19 protein-coding genes and 1 other annotated feature (1 of these 20 only partly in view) are annotated in these 19313 nt (G+C 46.5%); of the genes, 15 read left to right on the top strand and 4 right to left on the bottom strand.

Annotation, left to right across the window (positions count from 1 at the left end; all coding sequences use genetic code 11):
• Positions 1-84 precede the first annotated feature (84 nt).
• Positions 85-1158: a M42 family metallopeptidase gene (locus P3X63_RS16235; protein ID WP_026588296.1), complete on the top strand. Its 1074-nt coding sequence runs from the start codon at positions 85-87 to the stop codon at positions 1156-1158.
• Between the two features lie 29 nt (positions 1159-1187).
• Here P3X63_RS16235 and P3X63_RS16230 read toward each other — a convergent pair whose 3' ends face one another.
• The gene (locus P3X63_RS16230; protein WP_026588295.1) at positions 1188-1634 is read right to left on the bottom strand and encodes a YtoQ family protein; all 447 of its coding nucleotides are present in this window, start codon (positions 1632-1634) and stop codon (positions 1188-1190) included.
• A 300-nt stretch (positions 1635-1934) separates the two neighbouring features.
• On the opposite strand from P3X63_RS16230, the gene P3X63_RS16225 reads away from it, so the two are divergent.
• The 13 genes from P3X63_RS16225 (at position 1935) to motS (ending at position 14777) form a co-directional block, all read left to right on the top strand.
• Entirely contained in the window at positions 1935-2255 is a 321-nt protein-coding gene (locus P3X63_RS16225) for a thioredoxin family protein (RefSeq protein WP_026588294.1), read from the top strand.
• Between the two features lie 19 nt (positions 2256-2274).
• On the top strand, positions 2275-3081 hold the full coding sequence (locus P3X63_RS16220) for a DUF1444 domain-containing protein (RefSeq protein ID WP_077736196.1): 807 nt from the start codon (positions 2275-2277) through the stop codon (positions 3079-3081).
• A 21-nt stretch (positions 3082-3102) separates the two neighbouring features.
• Positions 3103-3708 (top strand): YtpR family tRNA-binding protein, encoded by a 606-nt coding sequence (gene ytpR / locus P3X63_RS16215; RefSeq protein WP_026588292.1) that lies wholly within the window; start codon positions 3103-3105, stop codon positions 3706-3708.
• 187 nt (positions 3709-3895) lie between these two features.
• Positions 3896-6691, top strand: coding sequence for a DNA translocase FtsK (locus P3X63_RS16210; RefSeq protein WP_077736197.1), 2796 nt, complete (start codon positions 3896-3898; stop codon positions 6689-6691).
• A gap of 261 nt (positions 6692-6952) precedes the next feature.
• Positions 6953-8251, top strand: coding sequence for a UDP-N-acetylmuramate--L-alanine ligase (gene murC / locus P3X63_RS16205; RefSeq protein WP_026588290.1), 1299 nt, complete (start codon positions 6953-6955; stop codon positions 8249-8251).
• 167 nt (positions 8252-8418) lie between these two features.
• Complete coding sequence (locus P3X63_RS16200; protein WP_026588289.1) at positions 8419-8844, top strand: DUF948 domain-containing protein; 426 nt, start codon at positions 8419-8421, stop codon at positions 8842-8844.
• Positions 8845-9258, top strand: a complete 414-nt coding sequence (locus P3X63_RS16195) for a YtxH domain-containing protein (protein WP_077736198.1) — start codon at positions 8845-8847, stop codon at positions 9256-9258.
• 20 nt (positions 9259-9278) lie between these two features.
• Positions 9279-9605, top strand: a complete 327-nt coding sequence (gene ytxJ / locus P3X63_RS16190) for a bacillithiol system redox-active protein YtxJ (RefSeq protein WP_277691469.1) — start codon at positions 9279-9281, stop codon at positions 9603-9605.
• A gap of 174 nt (positions 9606-9779) precedes the next feature.
• Positions 9780-10565, top strand: a complete 786-nt coding sequence (locus P3X63_RS16185) for a tropomyosin (protein ID WP_256860338.1) — start codon at positions 9780-9782, stop codon at positions 10563-10565.
• A 217-nt stretch (positions 10566-10782) separates the two neighbouring features.
• Positions 10783-11859 carry a bifunctional 3-deoxy-7-phosphoheptulonate synthase/chorismate mutase gene (locus P3X63_RS16180; protein WP_026588285.1) on the top strand — a complete coding sequence of 359 codons (1077 nt, stop codon included), beginning with the start codon at positions 10783-10785 and terminating at the stop codon, positions 11857-11859.
• Between the two features lie 313 nt (positions 11860-12172).
• Positions 12173-13177, top strand: coding sequence for a catabolite control protein A (gene ccpA, locus P3X63_RS16175; protein WP_026588284.1), 1005 nt, complete (start codon positions 12173-12175; stop codon positions 13175-13177).
• Positions 13178-13267: 90 nt separating this feature from the next.
• The gene (motP, locus tag P3X63_RS16170; protein WP_026588283.1) at positions 13268-14086 is read left to right on the top strand and encodes a flagellar motor protein MotP; all 819 of its coding nucleotides are present in this window, start codon (positions 13268-13270) and stop codon (positions 14084-14086) included.
• Complete coding sequence (gene motS, locus P3X63_RS16165) at positions 14076-14777, top strand: flagellar motor protein MotS (RefSeq protein WP_026588282.1); 702 nt, start codon at positions 14076-14078, stop codon at positions 14775-14777. The genes motP and motS overlap by 11 nt, the downstream gene beginning before the upstream one ends.
• Before the next feature lie 73 nt (positions 14778-14850).
• Here motS and P3X63_RS16160 read toward each other — a convergent pair whose 3' ends face one another.
• From P3X63_RS16160 to P3X63_RS16150, 3 genes are read right to left on the bottom strand one after another with little or no spacing between them, the layout of a single operon-like run.
• Positions 14851-16011 carry an acetoin utilization protein AcuC gene (locus P3X63_RS16160; RefSeq protein WP_026588281.1) on the bottom strand — a complete coding sequence of 387 codons (1161 nt, stop codon included), beginning with the start codon at positions 16009-16011 and terminating at the stop codon, positions 14851-14853.
• A complete protein-coding gene (locus tag P3X63_RS16155) occupies positions 16008-16652 on the bottom strand; it encodes an acetoin utilization AcuB family protein (RefSeq protein ID WP_026588280.1) in 645 nt (214 codons plus the stop codon). The genes P3X63_RS16160 and P3X63_RS16155 overlap by 4 nt, the downstream gene beginning before the upstream one ends.
• A 21-nt stretch (positions 16653-16673) precedes the next feature.
• On the bottom strand, positions 16674-17306 hold the full coding sequence (locus tag P3X63_RS16150; RefSeq protein WP_026588279.1) for a GNAT family N-acetyltransferase: 633 nt from the start codon (positions 17304-17306) through the stop codon (positions 16674-16676).
• A 155-nt stretch (positions 17307-17461) separates the two neighbouring features.
• On the opposite strand from P3X63_RS16150, the gene acsA reads away from it, so the two are divergent.
• Positions 17462-19180: an acetate--CoA ligase gene (gene acsA / locus P3X63_RS16145; RefSeq protein ID WP_026588278.1), complete on the top strand. Its 1719-nt coding sequence runs from the start codon at positions 17462-17464 to the stop codon at positions 19178-19180.
• Between the two features lie 53 nt (positions 19181-19233).
• Positions 19234-19313: a binding site (T-box leader), on the top strand; it runs 160 nt beyond the window's last position.

Below are 19313 nucleotides of genomic sequence, written 5' to 3'. Positions count from 1 at the left end.
ATGTTAAGAATGGGCTCTCTTCTGGAAACATACTGCACACTTATGTAAAATGTGAACTAGATACATATGAAATGAGGGAAACTGATGAATCAGGAAACGAAAACGCTTTTTCAGACGCTGACGGAGCTTCCGGGAGCTCCCGGAAATGAACATCTTGTCCGGGCTTTCATGAAAAAAGAGCTCCAAAAATATGCAGACGAGATCATTCAGGACAGACTCGGAAGCGTATTCGGCGTTAAAAACGGCCGGAAAGGCGGCCCGAAAATTATGGTGGCCGGTCATATGGATGAAGTGGGATTCATGGTGACATCGATTACAGACAACGGCATGCTTCGCTTCCAAACACTCGGCGGATGGTGGAGCCAGGTTCTCTTGGCGCAACGGGTCGAAATTCATACGGAAAACGGGCCGATACCAGGTGTGATCGCAAGCACGCCTCCGCACCTTTTAACAGATGAACAGCGAAAACGGCCGATGGACATTAAAAACATGATGATTGATATCGGAGCGGACGACAGGGAAGACGCCGAAAAAATCGGTGTCAGGCCGGGACAGCAAATCGTGCCGATCTGTCCGTTTACCCCGATGGCCAATGAAAAGAAAATATTGGCGAAAGCCTGGGATAATCGTTATGGCTGCGGGTTAAGCATTGAACTGCTGAAAGAGCTGCAAGGCGAAGAACTCCCGAATACGCTCTACTCCGGGGCAACCGTACAGGAAGAAGTCGGAACAAGAGGCGCCCAGACGGCGGCCAATATGATTCAGCCGGATCTGTTTTTCGCGCTGGATGCAAGCCCGGCAAATGATGCAAGCGGCGACAAACATCAATTTGGCCAGCTTGGAAAAGGAGCGTTGCTCAGGATTTTCGACCGGACGATGGTGACGCACAGCGAAATGAGGAATTTTGTCCTTGATACCGCTGAATCCAATGGCATTCCTTATCAATATTTTGTTTCCCCGGGAGGAACAGACGCCGGGCGGGTCCATATTTCAAATGAAGGCATCCCTTCAGCCGTCATCGGCATCTGTTCAAGGTACATCCACACATCAGCATCCATCATCCATGTTGATGACTATCAAGCGGCAAAAGAATTGCTCATCAAGCTGGTGAAGGTGTGCGATGATTCCCTGGTCAGGTCAATCATTGAAAACGACTAAAACCTGTGCAAGATGCACAGGTTTTTCTTTTATTTGCTTTCGAACACGTATGACAGCGATTTGATCGCCTGGTTTACAGTTTCAACGGTGATGTTCGCTTTGTTGGACAGCTCTTTTAATGGATGGTGGAGAGACTCGGGACGAATGATGATCAGCGGTTTTCCCTTTGCGATCGCATAGGACGCATCCATGGCTGTATTCCATTGTTTATATTTTTCTCCGAAAAGCGCGATGACGACATCCGCCTTGTTCATTAAAACTGAGGTTCTAAAGTTGTTTAAATCGGAGGCAGCATCATCTTTAGCGATTGCATCGGCCTGTTTTCCGAGAATTTCTTCGCCGATATTGTCGGAACGGTCATGGTTTTCCATCGGCCCTACAAATGTGATCGGCAGTTTAAGAGATTTCGCCTTTTCCTTTACTTCCTCGCGCCAGTTGCTATGTATTTCTCCGGCAAGATAAACGATGAATTCCATACAACTTCCTCCTGACTTTGATTTTTCATAGGGCAGCGGACCCGGCTAATGGCTGCGGCGCCTTAACGGATATTTTTACCCTTTCATTCACCATGTTAAACGAGGATGGCTTGATAAAGCAAAAAAATTATGCTAATGATATGAAGTAGGCTGTTAGGTAAGGTTGCCTAATCGTCATAAGGGTATGATACATAAAGAAGCGTTCATCTGTTGCGGAAGGTTGCAAAAGTCTGGCTATACAGCCGGTTGTCTGGTATGATCCGAATGGATGATCAGATTATATATTGGAGGCGTTGTAAATTGAAAAAAATCGAGTCTAATGAAGAATTGCAAAAAGCTGTCAATGATGATTTGTCCCTGTTGATGTTTTCGGCGGATTGGTGTCCTGACTGCCGTTTTGTCGAACCGTTTTTGCCGGAGCTTGAGGCGAACTATCCGGAGTTCACATTCTACTATGTCGACCGTGACAAATTTATCGACACATGCGCTGAATGGGACATTTTCGGAATTCCGAGCTTTCTCGTATTCAAAGACGGAAACGAAATCAATCGCTTTGTCAGCAAGGATCGAAAAACGAAAGAGGAAATCGAGCAATTTTTGACGGATTCTCTGAACAAGTAGCAGAAAGGAGAGTTCCTCTATGAAAATGACGTCAAGGAAACTTTCCGATATATTGAAAAAACGCCTGCAAAATGACAGCTGGGCCTTTCATTTTGACAGGGAAAAAGATAGCCTGAGAATCGAGGATAAACACACGAAAAAAGGCATCACCCTTGAGCTTCCGGGCATTATCGCGAAATGGGAGCAGAAAAAAGAAGAAGCCATCGACGAAGTCGTCTATTATACGGAGGAAGCGCTCAATGCCATGAAAGGCCAGTCACAGGAGATGGAAGGCCGGGAAAGCCTGATTTATCCCGTGATCCGCTCGACGTCATTCCCCGATAAGTCCAGCGCCGGCATTCCCTTGATTTTCGATGACCATACAGCCGAGACGAGAATTTATTATGCGCTTGATCTTGGCAAAACGTATCGGCTCATTGATGAGAACATGCTTGAAAAAGAGGGCTGGACGAAGGAAAGAATCAGGGAGACGGCGTCGTTCAACCTCCGCTCGCTTCGCACGGTTGTCAAAGAAGATGTTGTCGCAGGCAACCATTTTTACTTTTTCAGATCAAATGACGGCTACGATGCCAGCCGGGTTTTAAATGAATCGATTCTCTCTGAATATGAAAAAAAAGCGCAGGGTGCTCTTGCGGTGTCAGTCCCTCATCAGGATGTGCTGATCATCGCCGATATCCGCAACAACAGCGGGTATGATATTCTCGGACAAATGTCGATGAGCTTTTTTGCAAACGGCACGGTGCCGATCACAGCGCTCTCTTTTTTATATGAAGAGGGAAAGCTCGAACCGATTTTCATTCTCGCTAAAAACCGCCCTAAAAAGTAATGATTAGAAAGGAATTTTTCAATGAATGTTTTTTTTAACCGCGAAGGAGTAGGCGACACGCTATTGATCGCCCTTCAAGATGTTCCCCGTGAAGATATCGCTTTTGAACGCCACGGAGATGTCGTCAAAATTTTTCATAAAGACACAAAAGAAACGGCAGGCTACAACATTTTTAACGCTTCATCCTATATAAGTCTTGAGGAAAGCGGGTCAATCGCTCTTTCTGAAAGCTTTGTACAGGATGTGAACGAAATATTGATCCGCAACGGTCTGAAAGATGAACTGACGGTTGATCTTTCGCCAAAATTTGTCGTCGGTTATGTCGAGGAAAAAGAGAAACATCCGAACGCCGATAAATTAAGCGTCTGCAAAGTAAACGTCGGCAGCGAGACATTGCAGATCGTCTGCGGTGCCCCGAATGTCGAGGCCGGACAGAAAGTCGTCGTCGCCAAAGTGGGAGCTGTGATGCCAAGCGGTATGATCATCAAAGATGCAGAGCTTCGGGGTGTGGCGTCAAGCGGCATGATCTGCTCGGCAAAAGAACTGAACCTTCCCGATGCACCGAAGGAAAAAGGAATCCTCGTCCTTGATGACAGCCATCAGACAGGAGAAGCCTTCACATTTTAAAACGGCATAAAATGAAACAAACTTTCGAATACATGTAAAAAGAAGCCGCTGGGTAGCCAAACTTAGCGGTTTTTTTATTCGGCGGACGAAACGGATTAGGATGACCTTGTCCTTTTCTGACTGATGAAGCAGTGGTATACTAAAAATCGTCCCCGAAAAATATAAGGGAGTTAGAGAGTGATGATTCATGAGCTGGTTTAATAAAATGTTCAGCCTGTTTTTAGGCGATGATGAAAATAGTGAAAAACAGACGAACCAGACAGAGCAAACCATGTCGGATTCGTCTTTTGAAGAAAATGAAGAAATGCCGCAAATCGCGGATGCAAAAGTTGTTTATGAATACCCAAAGGGAAAATTCCGCTTTCCGGTCATACCTGACCAAAAGTCCCCGCAAAGGGAACAAAACGAAGGGCGCCATACAAGGAACCGCCGCACCGGCAGCCGGCCTTCAGCCTATCAGCCAAAGACCAACCATTCGGCGAAGGGAGCGGAACAAACGGCCAAAAAGCCGTTTAGACCCTCTGTCATACCTTCACCGGTTTATGGCTTTAACGAGCAAAAAAGGGCCAGACCGAATGATTTGGCCAAAAACAATACATACGGCGGTCGAAGGCAAGAAGGTGTAACGCTTTTTAGTGAAGAAATCAAAAATCAGCAGAACTTCGCCGAAAGCAAACCGCCAATGCCAGAGCAGCCGGCCGGAACGGATCCAACGCCTTTTGCAAACGATCCGCAGTTACGCCCGAAAGCAGCTGAAAAAAGCCGGAATTTTTTCGATAAGGAAAGCACGATGGAGCAAGTCAGCATGCAGGAGCCGCATGCACCCATGGAGAAACGTGCAGAAAAAGGCGGTCCAGGGCCGGAACGAACGAAAGAAAAACCTGAGCCTGAGCCGCCAATCAGCGTGCAGGAACCGCCGGCCGGTATGGAACAGCCGGCAGAAAGCGGAGAACCAGAAGGAACGGAAGAACAGTCTGTACCGCAAATCAGTGTCCAAGAGAACCCTGACGGCATGGGAAGAGAACCGCATTCAGAAGGAAACGAAGAAAAATCTGTGCCGCACGATATAGATGAACCGGTCGGCGCGGAAGAAGAAGCCGAAGATATCGCTCTCCCGTTAACAGAAGAAGCCGAAAAGAACCGGAGCTTTTACGAAGATGCGCAATCACCTGCAGAAGATGAATGGCGGGAAGCGTCCGCCGAATCGGCTGGTCCGGCGGAGACAGGTGAAACAGCAATATACGCCGGGGAAGCGGTGTTTTTCGAGGATGAAGTGCAGACCGGCGGGCTAGAAGAATCAGCCGCACCTGAACAAGGCGTAGAGCCCTATGCGGATGAGCAGAATGAACAGACCGCGGCACAAGATCAAGCCCGAGATGTTGATCATGCGGACAGCGAGGCTCAAGATGAGCAGCCAATAGCCGAAAAAGCGGAACATTCTCCAACAGTACCGCACAAACCGGAAGTAAAACACACCTCAAAACCGAGCCAAGGCACCGTGCCGTTTAATGTGATGATGCTTCCGACAGATAAGCAGAAAGAGAAGACACCTTCCGGTTATCAGTTCCCGAACCTGTCTCTGCTTGATGTGCCTCCTGCCCAAAAGCAGGATGACCATGTATGGATAAACGAGCAGCGCGAGCTCTTGGATGTGACGCTTGAAAACTTCAATGTTAAAGCCAATGTCGTACATGTCACACAAGGCCCATCTGTGACGAGGTTTGAAGTGCATCCTGAACCAGGAGTGAAAGTCAATAAAATCACAAATCTTTCGGATGATATTAAGCTCAGCCTGTCAGCGAAAGATATTCGCATCGAAGCGCCGATTCCGGGAAAGAATACAATCGGAATCGAAGTACCCAACTTACATAGCAAAATGGTTTATTTGCGCGAAATGGTTCGCAGCTCGGAATTCAGAACGAATCCGTCCCCTCTGACGGCGGCACTAGGGCTCGACATTTCCGGAAAACCGGTTGTGGCCGATCTGAAAAAAATGCCTCACGGATTGATCGCAGGCGCCACAGGATCAGGGAAAAGCGTCTGTATCAACACGATTTTAGTCAGCCTGCTGTTTAAAGCGGCGCCGACTGATGTCAAGCTTCTGCTCATCGACCCTAAGATGGTTGAGCTTGCGCCGTACAATGAAATTCCGCATCTCGTCAGCCCTGTCATTACAGATGCAAAAGCGGCCACTGCTGCTTTGAAATGGGTTGTTGAAGAAATGGAGCGGCGCTACGAATTATTTGCTCATTCCGGTGTCCGGGAAATCGAGCGCTTCAACGAAAAGGTTCGCGACACGAAAATGGGTGAAAAGCTTCCGTATCTTGTCGTCGTAATTGATGAGCTTGCCGATTTAATGATGGTTGCGCCAAATGAAGTCGAGGAAAGCATCTGCCGGATCGCACAAAAAGCCAGAGCCTGCGGCATCCACCTTTTGATCGCGACACAGCGGCCTTCTGTCGACGTCATCACCGGCTTAATTAAAGCTAATATTCCAACCAGAATCGCGTTTTCCGTTTCCAGCGGCGTCGATTCCAGAACGATTATCGATATGGCTGGAGCGGAAAAGCTTCTTGGAAAAGGGGATATGCTCTTCTTGGAGAACGGGTCCGGAAAACCGGTCCGCCTTCAAGGCAACTTTGTGTCCGACCATGAAATCGACCGGGTCGTCTCACATGTCAGAAAGCAGCAGAAACCGTCCTATTTATTTGAACAGGAAGAATTAATCAGACAGAATCCGGCTGGGTTTGATCAGGACGAACTGTTTCTTGAAGCATGCGAATTTGCCGTGGAACAAAACAGCGCCAGCACCTCAAGCCTGCAGCGGCGTTTCCGCATCGGCTACAACAGAGCCGCCAGATTAATCGATATGATGGAAAGCGAAGGCATGATCTCGGAAGCAAAAGGAAGCAAGCCGAGAGAAGTGCTGATTACAAAGGCAGATCTGGAACAGCTCATAGAAAGTAGTTCACTTTTCAGCTAAACGTGGTATGATAGCTGATGGGCGCTTTTTTAGAGCGCCGCGTATGAAAGCGCCGCTTGCGGCGTTTTAATCGGTTTTTAAGAGCTTTGCTGAAAGGATGAAAAAATCATTCAAGTAACGGGTTTATTCACTCTTAAAAATGCCTGATAATGAATATAGTTCACACTAAGAATAAAAATTGATGCGGCCGGGCTTTAGGTTGCAAATTGAAATAGGCGTCATATACTGGAAAGCAGATAGACGTTTGTTGGAGGTACAATTATGACTGTTTATCATTTTGTCGGAATAAAAGGGACAGGTATGAGTCCGCTTGCCCAAATACTCCATGATAATGGATATACTGTCCAAGGATCGGATATCGAAAAGTATATTTTTACACAAAATGCGTTGGAAGAAAGAAACATTCCTGTTTTTCCATTTGACCCGGAAAACATTAAGCCGGGAATGACCGTTATTGCCGGGAATGCCTTTCCCGACACTCATCCCGAAATCGAAAAAGCGCATGCCGAAGGACTGCCTGTCGTGCGATACCATAAATTTCTCGGTGACTATCTGAAAAAGTTCACGAGCATCGCTGTAACAGGAGCACATGGCAAAACTTCAACGACAGGACTTCTGTCCCATGTGATCCAGAAAGCAAAACCGACATCTTATTTGATCGGAGACGGTACGGGAAAAGGCAGCGAAAACAGCGAGTATTTCGTCCTTGAAGCCTGTGAATACCGGAGGCACTTCCTGAGCTACCAGCCGGATTATGCCATCATGACAAATATCGATTTTGACCACCCTGACTATTTCACCAATATCGATGATGTATTCGACGCGTTCCAAACGATGGCTCTTCAGGTGAACAAGGGAATTATCGCCTGCGGTGACGACGAGTATTTGATGAAGATCCATGCCAACGTTCCGGTCGTCTACTACGGCTTTGCCGAGGAAAACGACTTTCAGGCGAGAAATGTCATCAAAAACACTGAAGGCACAACCTTCGACGTTTTCGTCAGAAATACATTCTATGACACATTCTATATACCGGCATACGGAAACCACAACGTTCTGAACGCTTTGGCTGTCATCGCCCTATGCCATTACGAGCAAGTGGATGTCGACATTATTAAAGAAGGGCTTACAACCTTTGGCGGCGTAAAACGGAGATTTAACGAAAAAATCATCGGAAATCAAGTGCTGATTGACGATTATGCCCATCACCCGACCGAAATCAAGGTGACGATTGAAGCTGCAAGGCAAAAGTATCCGGAACGCGACATTGTCGCCGTATTTCAGCCGCACACTTTTACACGGACACAGTCTTTTCTTGAGGAATTTGCCGAAAGCCTGAAGAAAGCCGATTATGTCTATCTCTGCGACATTTTCGGATCAGCCCGTGAAAATGCAGGCAAGCTGACGATCGGTGACCTTCAGGAAAAAATCGCTCACGCGAAGCTGATTGATGAAAATGACACATCCATTTTAAAAGAGCATGAAAACGGAGTCTTAATTTTTATGGGTGCAGGAGACATTCAGAAATATCTGAGAGCATATGAAAATGTTTTAGCATAAGATAAAAAAGGCAGTGTGAGTCGATCCGCTGCTTTTTTGTACATATCGACGAAGCAATTGTTAAAGGAATTCACCCGGATGTGTAGAAAAAAATATACAAAGGGGTTTACAAGTTGGCCAAATGGGTAAACATCAACTGTAAGCCCGGAAGCTTTAAGGAGGATATGATGATAATTATTCTTTATTTAAGCGCCGCACTTATTGCCATCGCTTTTTTCATTTTAGTAATCTATTTATCAAAAATGCTAAAATCGCTGCAAATGACGCTGAAACATGTCGCTTCAACCTTAGAAGGACTTGAAGGTCAGATGAAGGGCATTACGGCAGAAACTACAGAGCTCCTTCATAAAACAAACCGTCTTGCGGAGGATATTCAGGAAAAATCGTTGAAATTGAATCGTGTTGTTGATGCAGTTCAGGAAGTCGGAACTTCTGTCAGACAGTTTAACAGCTCCATACAGCAGGTGTCTGATTCGGTTGCAACCGCCGCGGAAGAAAACCGTGAAAAAATTTCTCAAGTTGTCAGCTGGAGCAATGCAGCTTTGGAAATTTGGAATAAATGGAAGCGAAAGAAGATGAAGGAGGAATCATAAATGAGTAAAGAAGGAATGAATGCTAAAGATTTTCTCATCGGGACATTTGTAGGAGGCATCATCGGTGCGGCAACGGCCTTATTTCTGGCGCCGAAGTCGGGAAAAGAGCTTCGCGGCGATATCGGTCAGCAGGCCGCTGTTCTTAAAGACAAAACCGAAAGACTGACAAATGAAGCGAGAGAAAAAGGTTCCGAATATGTCAGCCTCGCAAAGGAGAAGACATCTTCGATTTCACAGCTCATGGCGGATCAATCCTCACAGCTTATGGAGAAAGTCAAAGATCTGCGGAGCAAGGGTGCCGATAAAGCGGATGAGATGAAGGAGGAAACTTCATCCGCAATCGAAGAAACAGCAGAGGTCGCTGAAAACGAAATGAAAAGTGAAGCAGAACCAGCGGACACAGTCCAGAAATAAATACGGAAAGGGAGTTCACCATGTCGAAGCAGCTCATTCAAACAGAGGACGAATTTAGACGGCTTGAAGAATCGGGCGGCACGTTTGTCTTTTTGAAACACAGCACAACATGTCCGATCAGCAGGCGCGCCTTCGAGGAATTTAATGCTTTCGCAGAGCATCATGAAGACATTCCCGCCTATTATCTGAAGGTGCAGGAAAGCCGTCCGCTCTCAAATTATATTGCTGAACGGTACGGGATCAAGCATGAAAGCCCTCAAGCGATTATTTTTACAGATGGCAAAGTCAAATGGCATGCCTCCCATTCACAAATTACCGAGCCGGCGCTTGAAGCAAACAGCCAATAGGCTTTTTGAAGCCGAATACAACATAATCGTAATCAAAAAGACCGAATCGCATCCAGCGTTTTGGTCTTTTTTACTGGTCTTTTCACCTTTTACCTCTTAGAAATGCCTTTTTACCAAGATGCATAGTGAGTACCGTTGGACTACGATATAATAAAACAAGCGGGAGGTGAAGTGGTGAACAGCGAATTAAAGGATATGCTTCAATCTGTCCTAAAGGAAGAGCTAAACCCAGTCAATCAACGACTAGACAAAATTGATCATTGTCTGAATGAAATGGACCAGCGCTTTGACGGAATGGATCAGCGCCTGAATAAAATAGACAAGCGTTTTGACGGAATGGATCAGCGTCTGGGTGAAATGGACAAGCGTTTTGACGGAATGGATCAGCGTCTGGGTGAAATGGACAAGCGTTTTGACGGAGTAGATCAGCGCCTGGGTGAAATGGACAAGCGTTTTGACGGAGTAGACCAGCGTCTGAATAAAATGGACAAGCGCTTTGATGGAATAGACCAGCGTCTGAATAAAATAGACAAGCGCTTTGACGGAATGGATCAGCGTCTGGGTGAAATGGACAAGCGCTTTGACGGAGTAGACCAGCGTCTGAATAAAATGGACAAGCGCTTTGACGGAGTAGATCAGCGCCTGAATAAAATGGACAAGCGCTTTGACGGAATGGATCAGCGTCTGAATAAAATGGACAAGCGCTTTGACGGAGTAGATCAGCGCTTGAATAAAATGGACAAGCGCTTTGACGGAATGGATCAGCGTCTGAACCGCCTTGAAACAGATGTTAAAGACTTGAAAAAAGGGCAGGAGCTGCTGCAAAAAAATATCATTGAAAGCATCGGGCGCTATACGGACAACATTACTGAATACGTCGATGTTAAGAGCGCCGCTCTCAATCAGCGGGTTTTTGCCGTAGAAACCGAGATACAGCGATTATATAAACAATCAAGTTAAAGAATCATGCATGGATTCTTTTTTTTTGTAAAATTTTCGATCAAAAACCTACACAACAACGATGAAAGCGCATATAATACTTTATCGCTTAAAAGCGTTTGGGTAATAAAGAATTTTTTCGTGACATTTCAGTAAACATTGTTTATAATTAACCCTAATCAACCTGAATCATTTTTATTCTCATATAGGGTGAAGCCAAAAAGAAAGGATGAATAACATGAGCAACACTGAACTTGATTTGCTGAGGCAGCAGGCGAACGAATTAAACTTGCAGATTTTAAAGCTGATTAACGAGAGGGGCAGGATCGTCCAAGAGATTGGAAAAGCGAAGGAAGCGCAAGGGATTAACCGCTATGATCCAGTCAGGGAAAGAACGATGCTGAACAGCATTATTGAAAATAATGACGGCCCGTTTGAGGATTCTACAATCCAGCATATTTTCAAAGAAATTTTCAAAGCGGGGCTTGAATTACAGGAAGATGATCACAGCAAAGCGCTGCTGGTTTCCCGGAAGAAAAAGCCGGAAAATACGATTGTCGACCTGAAAGGCGAAAAAATCGGTGACGGCGAGCAAAGATTCATCGTCGGTCCTTGTGCAGTTGAAAGCTATGAGCAAGTCGCAGAAGTAGCAGCGGCGGCTAAAAAACAAGGCTTGAAGCTGCTGCGCGGCGGAGCCTTCAAACCGCGTACAAGCCCGTACGATTTCCAAGGCCTCGGTGTTGAAGGCTTGCAGATTTTGAAGCGTGTTGCTGATGAATATGATCTGGCGGTGATCAGTGAAATCGTGAATCCGCAGCATATCGAAGAGGCGCTCGACTACATCGATGTTATTCAGATCGGCGCCCGCAATATGCAAAACTTTGAGCTCTTGAAAGCGGCCGGATCTGTGAAAAAGCCTGTTCTCCTAAAACGCGGACTTGCTGCAACATTGAAGGAATTCATCAATGCAGCGGAGTACATCATGTCTCAAGGAAATGACCAGATCATCCTTTGCGAGCGCGGCATTAGAACGTATGAAACGGCGACGAGAAACACCCTGGACATTTCTGCGGTGCCGATTCTTAAACAGGAAACGCATCTTCCGGTATTCGTTGATGTCACTCATTCAACAGGACGCCGCGATCTCCTGCTCCCTACGGCAAAAGCAGCGCTTGCGATCGGAGCTGACGGCGTAATGGCCGAGGTTCACCCTGATCCTTCAGTCGCACTATCCGACTCCGCTCAGCAAATGGATATTCCGACATTTGAAAAGTGGCTGAACGAATTGAAGCCGCTTGTACAAGTAAAGGCATAAGCCGCTCATTTCATTTAGGACCGCGCACAGCGGTCCTTTTTTATGTGCAAATTGTCGAAAAAATTTCTTATTTTTAATTAAAAAGCTGTTTTTTTCTATTTAAATTAATTATAAAAATAAAGGGAACGTTTTCATATTAGGTAAAACCGTGTATAATTTCAGAAGAGAGCTTATGCTTTGAACAATTATGAAAAATAATGTAAACTGGTGATCTGTTTATTTTACATAAAGTATTACATTTTGACATTTCTCTACATGAAAATGTTTATGCTATAGAATAAGAAAAGTGTACCCAGTTGAAGGAGTGGTAAAAATGAGTAATGTGACAATATATGATGTAGCACGGGAAGCAAATGTAAGTATGGCGACGGTTTCACGGGTTGTCAACGGCAATCCGAATGTGAAGCCGACAACGAGGAAAAAGGTGCTTGAAGCAATCGAGCGCCTCGGATATCGTCCAAATGCCGTCGCAAGAGGACTGGCGAGCAAGAAAACAACGACCGTCGGCGTGATCATCCCCGATATTTCAAGCATCTTTTATTCAGAGCTTGCCCGGGGAATCGAAGATATTGCCACAATGTATAAATACAACATTATTTTAAGCAACTCTGACCAAAATATGGACAAAGAGCTGCACCTGCTCAACACGATGCTTGGAAAGCAAGTCGATGGAATCGTCTTTATGAGCGGGAATGTTACAGAAGAACATGTTGAAGAATTCAAGCGTTCACCGGTGCCGATCGTTCTTGCCGCGTCTGTCGAAGAGAAAGGAGAGACGCCGTCCGTTGCCATCGACTATGAACAGGCCATATATGATGCTGCAAGCATGATGATTGAAAAAGGCCATAAGCGCTTGGCGTTTGTTTCAGGACCGCTCTTGGAGCCGATCAATAAAGCCAAGAAGCTCCAAGGCTTCAAAAGAGCGCTTCAGGATCAAGGGATCGACTTTAAAGAAGAATATCTCGCAGAAGGCGATTATACGTACGATTCCGGTATGGAAGCACTCGAATCGCTGATGAAGCTCGATGAAAAACCGACGGCGATTCTTTCGGCCACCGATGAAATGGCGCTTGGCATTATTCATGCCGCTCAGGACAAAGGTCTTTCCATTCCGGACGATCTTGAGGTCATCGGATTTGACAATACAAGGCTTTCACTAATGGTTCGTCCGCAGCTCACAACAGTCGTGCAGCCGACGTATGACATCGGTGCAGTGGCCATGAGACTTTTGACAAAACTGATGAACAAGGAAGAGGTCGAAGAGCACATTGTCCAGCTTCCGCACCGAATTGAATTAAGACAATCAACTACATCTTAAACATAACAAACCAAGAAAAGAAAGCAAGTATCCGCGGGCTTTTGACACGGATGCCTTGCTTTCTTTTCCATGAGCTGGAGAGAATGAAATATGAAACGATTTGATTATCTGACACCGGTCGGCTTGATTTTAGGCATTTTCATTTTGGTGATCGGCGTTGTCTCGGGAGCGGGTCTTTCCGGTTTTTATTCATTTATCGATTTAACGTCCTTTTTTATCGTGACGGGCGGATTATGTGCAGCTGTATTCATCAGTTTTTCTCCAAAAGACTTAAAAAAAGCCCCATCTGTATTGAAGCAGGTGTTTATTTCGGAAGATGACGATGTGCGGAATCTGGTCAAAACCTTTGTCACTCTTTCCGAACAGGCGCGCAAGCAAGGCATATTATCGCTTGACGCTGATGTGAATGAAATGAAAGATCCGTTTTTAAAAAAGGGCCTTCTCTTGGCTATTGACGGCTGGGATGAGGAGACAATCCGCAATGTGATGAACGCCGAAATCGCAGCGATGGAAGAAAGGCACAGAAAGGGAAGGAGAATCTTTGAAAAAGCGGGGGAGTTTGCACCTGCATGGGGAATGATCGGTACCCTCGTGGGGCTTGTGATGATGCTAAAAAATCTGAACAAACCTGAAACTCTCGGGCCGAACATGGCCATCGCCCTTTTGACGACGCTTTACGGATCGCTTCTGTCCAACATGCTGTTTATTCCGATCGCCGCGAAGCTTGAAGAAAAGACGGAAAATGAAATCTTCAAGAAGCAGGTGATGATAGAAGGCATCATCGGCATTCAATCGGGAAGAAATCCGCGCAACCTTGAAAGCCAGCTTGTCGTTTTCGGCTCCAAGGAAGAGTGGAGAAAAAAGCAGGCGGAAAACACGAAGCAAAAGGGTACGGCTCATGAAGCTTAGGCATGAGAGAAGAAAGCGTGAACCCGGCCGCAAATCGTCAAACTGGATCATCACGTTTTCGGATCTGATTACGCTGATTCTCGTGTTCTTTATTCTGCTGTTTTCGATGTCGCAAATCGATTTAAATAAATTTAAAGCGGCGGTAGGTTCGTTTCAGGAGAGAGCCGATGGAAAGTCCGCCGCGGAGCACACAGTGGAGAGCCATGATCGTCATTCGAAAAAAGCGGCCAAAAGCGAAGATGATATGTTAAAGAAAATCAATGACTATATTGAAAAAAATCAGCTGTCCGGCACGATTACAGCTAAACGTGATGACCGCGGCGTCATTCTTGTCCTTCAGGAAGCGGTGCTCTTTGATTCGGGAAAAGCGGATATCAAAGATAAGGCTTACCCTGTCCTCGATAAAATCGCCATTTTGCTCAAAACGGTGTCCAATCCGATCAGTGTAGAGGGGCATACAGACAGCAGGCCGATTTCCACTTACCGTTTTCCTTCCAACTGGGAGCTTTCTGCAGCCAGAGCGAGCACTGTGATCGGGTACTTCACGGAAAAAGAAAAACTCGATTCTTCCAGGTTTACAGCCGTCGGCTATGCGGATACAAAACCAGTCAGGGACAACCGCACCGAAAGCCATATGAAAGAAAACAGGCGTGTCGAGATCGTAATTGGAAAACTGAACCAAAAGAAATAAAGGCCTTGCCGCAAGCAAGGCTTGTTTTATGTTTTACGCGATCGATAAAAGAAATTCCGGGTCTTTCAGTCGGCTACATCATCCGCCGGGCAGAGCGAATCGGGAAAAGAGCTTTTGCTACGGTTTGCGCGTTTTTTTCTGTAATTTCCGCTTTTCTGGGAATCGGAGGATATAATGCTTCGGGATCACACCATTTTCCAGGGAGCGGGACCGATGCTTGCTTTTCCCATCTTTTCAGCCATTTTTCAGGCAGGTTCCCCTCAGCTTTGATCCCTTTCATTTCAAGCCAAATTCTTGCCCATGCCCTTGGCACGACCCGCCAAATATCATAGCCGCCCCCGCCGACGGCAATCCATCTTCCGCTGCAGTGGGCATGCGCCAATTCATGGGCGAGCTTTGGAATCGCTTCGTAAATCCTCATCGTTGTGCATAAGTGTGTGAGCGGGTCATAGTAATGAGCGTCAGCCCCGTTTTGCGTCAAAATGACATCCGGTTTGAAGAATTCAGCGATTTCAGCCGCAGCCGTTCGGTAGGAGTCCAGAAAAGATTCATCTTCAGTGAACGCATCAAGCGGGATGTTAAAAGCATATCCATAACCTTTCCCATGACCCCGTTCCTGAACCTGGCCCGTTCCTGGGAAAAGATAGCGGCCGGTTTCATGAATCGATACCGTGCAGACCGAAGGGTCATCATAAAACGTGAATTGCACACCGTCTCCGTGATGGGCGTCTGTATCAATGTATAGCACTCTGGCGTGGTATTTTTTCTGTAAGTAGCGAATAACGACTGAGCTGTCGTTGTAAACGCAAAAACCCGATGCTCTCCCTCTGAATCCGTGGTGAAGCCCGCCACCCAGATTAAGGGCGTGTTTGGCTTTTCCCGTCATCACATAGTCGGCGGCTGTCAGTGTTCCTCCGACCAAAAGAGAGGCGGCTTCATGCATGCCGGCAAATACGGGCGTATCTTCTGTTCCAAGACCGTAGTTTTCGCTTTCAGCGGCCGGCAGTTTCCCCGCCCCGGCCAGCTTGACGGCGCTGATGTAATCGCTTGTGTGAACGAGTGCGAGCTCGGATTCCGACGCCATGCGCGGAGGGATGATCTCCCCTTGTTCGAATGCGTCCATGGCGCCCAGAAGATCGTATGTCACATACACTCTGAGCTGGTTGAATGGATGGTCTTGATGAAATTGATAGGTTTGGTAGGAGGGAGAGAAAATAAACACGCTGTCCTTCATAGCTGTTCCCTTTGTTCAGCCGGCCAGAGCACCTGATGCCCTTTTGACTTCACGTCTTTTATGATGGAGGCGGGGTTCATTGTCTGCACGCGAAAAACGAGAATGTTCGAACTTTCTTCATCGCCTGGATATACGAGTACGCTCAAAATCCCGATTTGGCGCTTTTTGAATATCGCGCTGATATCGGCGAGGCTCTGCGCGATATCACGGGTTTTAATTTCGATATGCGACCCTGGATGATGAGCGCCTGTCAGCTGAACAAGTGTATGAAGCAAGTCTGACTTTGTCACGATGCCGACGAGCTTTCCGTTTTTCACGATCGGGAGACAGCCGATATCATGTTCGAAAAACACAGCGGATATCTCCTCGGCGAAATCAAGCGGATGTCCTGTGACCACTTCTTTTGACATGATCAGGTCAACAGGCTTTTGCAGTTCCTCTGCGGAGCTGCCTTGACTAAAGATGCTCGGGGCTGCCGTCTTCACATCCCTGTCGGTGACGATGCCTACGACAGTGCCTCGTTCATTGATGACAGGCAGGTGCTTGATATGGAACATCCGCATCCGCCTGATCGCTTCTTCGATCGTATCTGTTCTGGAAAGCGTCACAACATCCCTTTTCATGATCTTTTCAACAATCATATTCACATCCCCTTTGCTCCCTTAGTACATAAAACGATTATGGAATCTGAGCCTGTCGAACTGCTCGATCGATTCCTGACCGACCTCTTTTCCGATGCGGGCCATTAAACAGTTGGCGGGATGAGAACTGATTTCCGGGTCGTCTGTTGCAAACCAGACAAGCCCTCCGGCATTCATCATCTTCTCCATCATCTTTCTGTATTCCCAAACATCCATATTTGTCCCTTTTAAATCCCAGTGCCAGTAATACTCGGTTGTAATGATAATGTATTTTTCCATCTGCTTATCCATCATGCTGACCTCTAAAAGCGTCTTTCCGACGGAGTGCCCCCTGAACATAGGGATCACCTCGATGGCGCCGAGTTCAATTAAATTTTCCATATTTCCTTCTGACCATCTTTCGAGCGGATCCGGATAAACATAGGTGACATAGCCGACAATGGTGTGATTGAAACGAGCGATGATGATCCTTCCTTCGGGAAGTCCTGCGATTTCGATCAATGCTTCGTGCTGTTTTTCAGATGGGCGAAAGGCTGTAAGCTCGCCATGAAATTGATAGTCTGCAAGCTTTTCGGGACTGATAGGACCTTCTATCAGCAATGCGCCTTTCTCGGTCTGCAATTCTTTGGCATGATAGGTTTTGTGATGCTCCACGTATCCACCGCCTTACATCTTAGTTGAAGTCTTTTATACATAACATACCAAAATATTAAGCGTTTTCATAGGATAGAACAGTATTTTTTAAAAATTGAGAAAATAAAAAATCTATACTATAATATATTTTGATGATCGAACAAAGGGGGATGGACATGGAATTGAAAGCGCTGCCGGCAGAAAAGGGAAATTACAACTTGACTGACTATGATGAAACATACCGGACATTTGACTGGAAGGATGCCGAAAAGCATTTTTCATGGTACAAAACGGGAAAAATCAATGCAGCTTATGAAGCGATCGACCGCCACGCTGAGTCAAATTTGAAAAACAAAGTGGCATTTTACTACAAAGATCCGGTCCGCGAAGAAAAGTACACCTTCAGAGAGATGAAAAATGAAACCAATAAAGCCGGGAATGTCTTAAAGCAGCATGCCAATGTGAGAAAGGGAGACCGTGTGTTTGTTTTTATGCCGAGATCACCCGAGCTTTATTTTATTCTTCTCGGCGCTGTCAAATTGGGAGCGATTGTCGGGCCGTTATTTGAAGCATTTATGGAAGGTGCCGTCAAAGACAGGCTTGCAAACAGCGGAGCGAAGGTCATCGTGACGACGCCGGAATTGCTTGAACGGGTGCCGGCCGATGAACTTCCGGACCTTGAATCAATCATTGTCGTTGGAGAAGGCGTAAAGGAAGAAGGACCTGTCATCGATTATTACGCGAAAGCGGCGGAAGCAGGCACTGATCTTGAGATTGAATGGATGGATCAGGAAGACGGGATGCTGCTTCACTATACATCGGGTTCAACCGGCGCGCCAAAAGGGGTTCTCCACGTCCACAAAGCAATGATTCAACATTATCAAACAGCCAAATGGGTTCTTGATCTGCATGATGATGACATCTATTGGTGCACCGCTGATCCCGGCTGGGTCACCGGAACGGTTTACGGGATCTTCGGTCCGTGGCTGAATGGAGCAACGAATGTCGTCGTAGGCGGCAGATTCAGTCCTGAGGCATGGTACGAAACAATTGAAAAAATGGAAGTGACGGTATGGTACAGCGCGCCAACGGCTTTCCGGATGCTGATGGGTGCAGGCGACGATCTTGTGAACAAATACAATCTGAGTTCACTACGGCATGTTTTAAGCGTAGGGGAGCCGTTAAATCCTGAAGTCATCAGATGGGGGCATAAAGTCTTCGGCAACCGGATTCATGATACATGGTGGATGACTGAAACAGGAGCGCAGCTCATCTGCAATTACCCGTGCATGGAAATTAAACCGGGATCAATGGGCAAGCCGATTCCCGGCGTAGAGGCTGCGATCGTCGACAATCAGGGAAATGAACTGCCTCCTTACAGAATGGGGAATCTCGCCATTAAAAAAGGCTGGCCGTCGATGATGCATTCGATCTGGAACAACCCTGAAAAATACAGCTCCTATTTTATGCCGGGTGATTGGTATGTGTCAGGCGATTCCGCCTACATGGATGAAGACGGATACTTCTGGTTCCAGGGACGGATCGACGATGTCATCATGACATCAGGCGAGCGCGTCGGCCCGTTTGAAGTCGAGAGCAAGCTTGTCGAGCATCAAGCTGTCGCCGAAGCGGGTGTCATCGGCAAACCGGATCCGGTCCGCGGAGAAATTATTAAAGCGTTCATCGCGCTTAGAGAAGGTTATGAACCGTCAGATTCGTTAAAAGAAGAAATCAGGCAGTTCGTGAAACAAGGCTTGGCCGCACATGCCGCGCCAAGGGAAATCGAGTTTAAGGATAAACTGCCGAAAACGAGAAGCGGCAAAATCATGAGGCGTGTCCTGAAAGCCTGGGAATTGAACCTGCCGGCCGGGGATCTTTCCACAATGGAAGACTGATGTCTCATTGACAATGAAAAAATATTATGTTAAAAAAGATTTAGTCGAATATTTAAAAGGTGAAGACTGAGACCAGTAGAACGATCCTTCCCTGTCTTAGAGAGCTGATGGCCGGTGAAAATCAGCACATATG

Origin of the sequence: Bacillus sp. HSf4, assembly GCF_029537375.1 — a bacterium.
GTDB classification, from domain to species: Bacteria; Bacillota; Bacilli; order Bacillales; family Bacillaceae; genus Bacillus; species Bacillus sonorensis_A.
This window is presented reverse-complemented; position numbering and strand designations above follow the sequence as displayed.

Excerpts from the sequence above, each read along its gene's own strand:
- P3X63_RS16220 (WP_077736196.1), top strand. The coding sequence starts at position 2,275 with ATGAAAATGACGTCAAGGAAACTTTCCGATATATTGAAAAAACGCCTG.
- P3X63_RS16160 (WP_026588281.1), bottom strand. The coding sequence starts at position 16,011 with ATGAAGGACAGCGTGTTTATTTTCTCTCCCTCCTACCAAACCTATCAA.
- P3X63_RS16195 (WP_077736198.1), top strand. The coding sequence starts at position 8,845 with ATGAGTAAAGAAGGAATGAATGCTAAAGATTTTCTCATCGGGACATTT.
- motP (WP_026588283.1), top strand. The coding sequence starts at position 13,268 with ATGAAACGATTTGATTATCTGACACCGGTCGGCTTGATTTTAGGCATT.
- P3X63_RS16235 (WP_026588296.1), top strand. The coding sequence starts at position 85 with ATGAATCAGGAAACGAAAACGCTTTTTCAGACGCTGACGGAGCTTCCG.
- motS (WP_026588282.1), top strand. The coding sequence starts at position 14,076 with ATGAAGCTTAGGCATGAGAGAAGAAAGCGTGAACCCGGCCGCAAATCG.
- P3X63_RS16180 (WP_026588285.1), top strand. The coding sequence starts at position 10,783 with ATGAGCAACACTGAACTTGATTTGCTGAGGCAGCAGGCGAACGAATTA.
- acsA (WP_026588278.1), top strand. The coding sequence starts at position 17,462 with ATGGAATTGAAAGCGCTGCCGGCAGAAAAGGGAAATTACAACTTGACT.
- ccpA (WP_026588284.1), top strand. The coding sequence starts at position 12,173 with ATGAGTAATGTGACAATATATGATGTAGCACGGGAAGCAAATGTAAGT.
- ytpR (WP_026588292.1), top strand. The coding sequence starts at position 3,103 with ATGAATGTTTTTTTTAACCGCGAAGGAGTAGGCGACACGCTATTGATC.
- P3X63_RS16230 (WP_026588295.1), bottom strand. The coding sequence starts at position 1,634 with ATGGAATTCATCGTTTATCTTGCCGGAGAAATACATAGCAACTGGCGC.
- murC (WP_026588290.1), top strand. The coding sequence starts at position 6,953 with ATGACTGTTTATCATTTTGTCGGAATAAAAGGGACAGGTATGAGTCCG.
- ytxJ (WP_277691469.1), top strand. The coding sequence starts at position 9,279 with ATGTCGAAGCAGCTCATTCAAACAGAGGACGAATTTAGACGGCTTGAA.
- P3X63_RS16155 (WP_026588280.1), bottom strand. The coding sequence starts at position 16,652 with ATGATTGTTGAAAAGATCATGAAAAGGGATGTTGTGACGCTTTCCAGA.
- P3X63_RS16210 (WP_077736197.1), top strand. The coding sequence starts at position 3,896 with ATGAGCTGGTTTAATAAAATGTTCAGCCTGTTTTTAGGCGATGATGAA.
- P3X63_RS16200 (WP_026588289.1), top strand. The coding sequence starts at position 8,419 with ATGATAATTATTCTTTATTTAAGCGCCGCACTTATTGCCATCGCTTTT.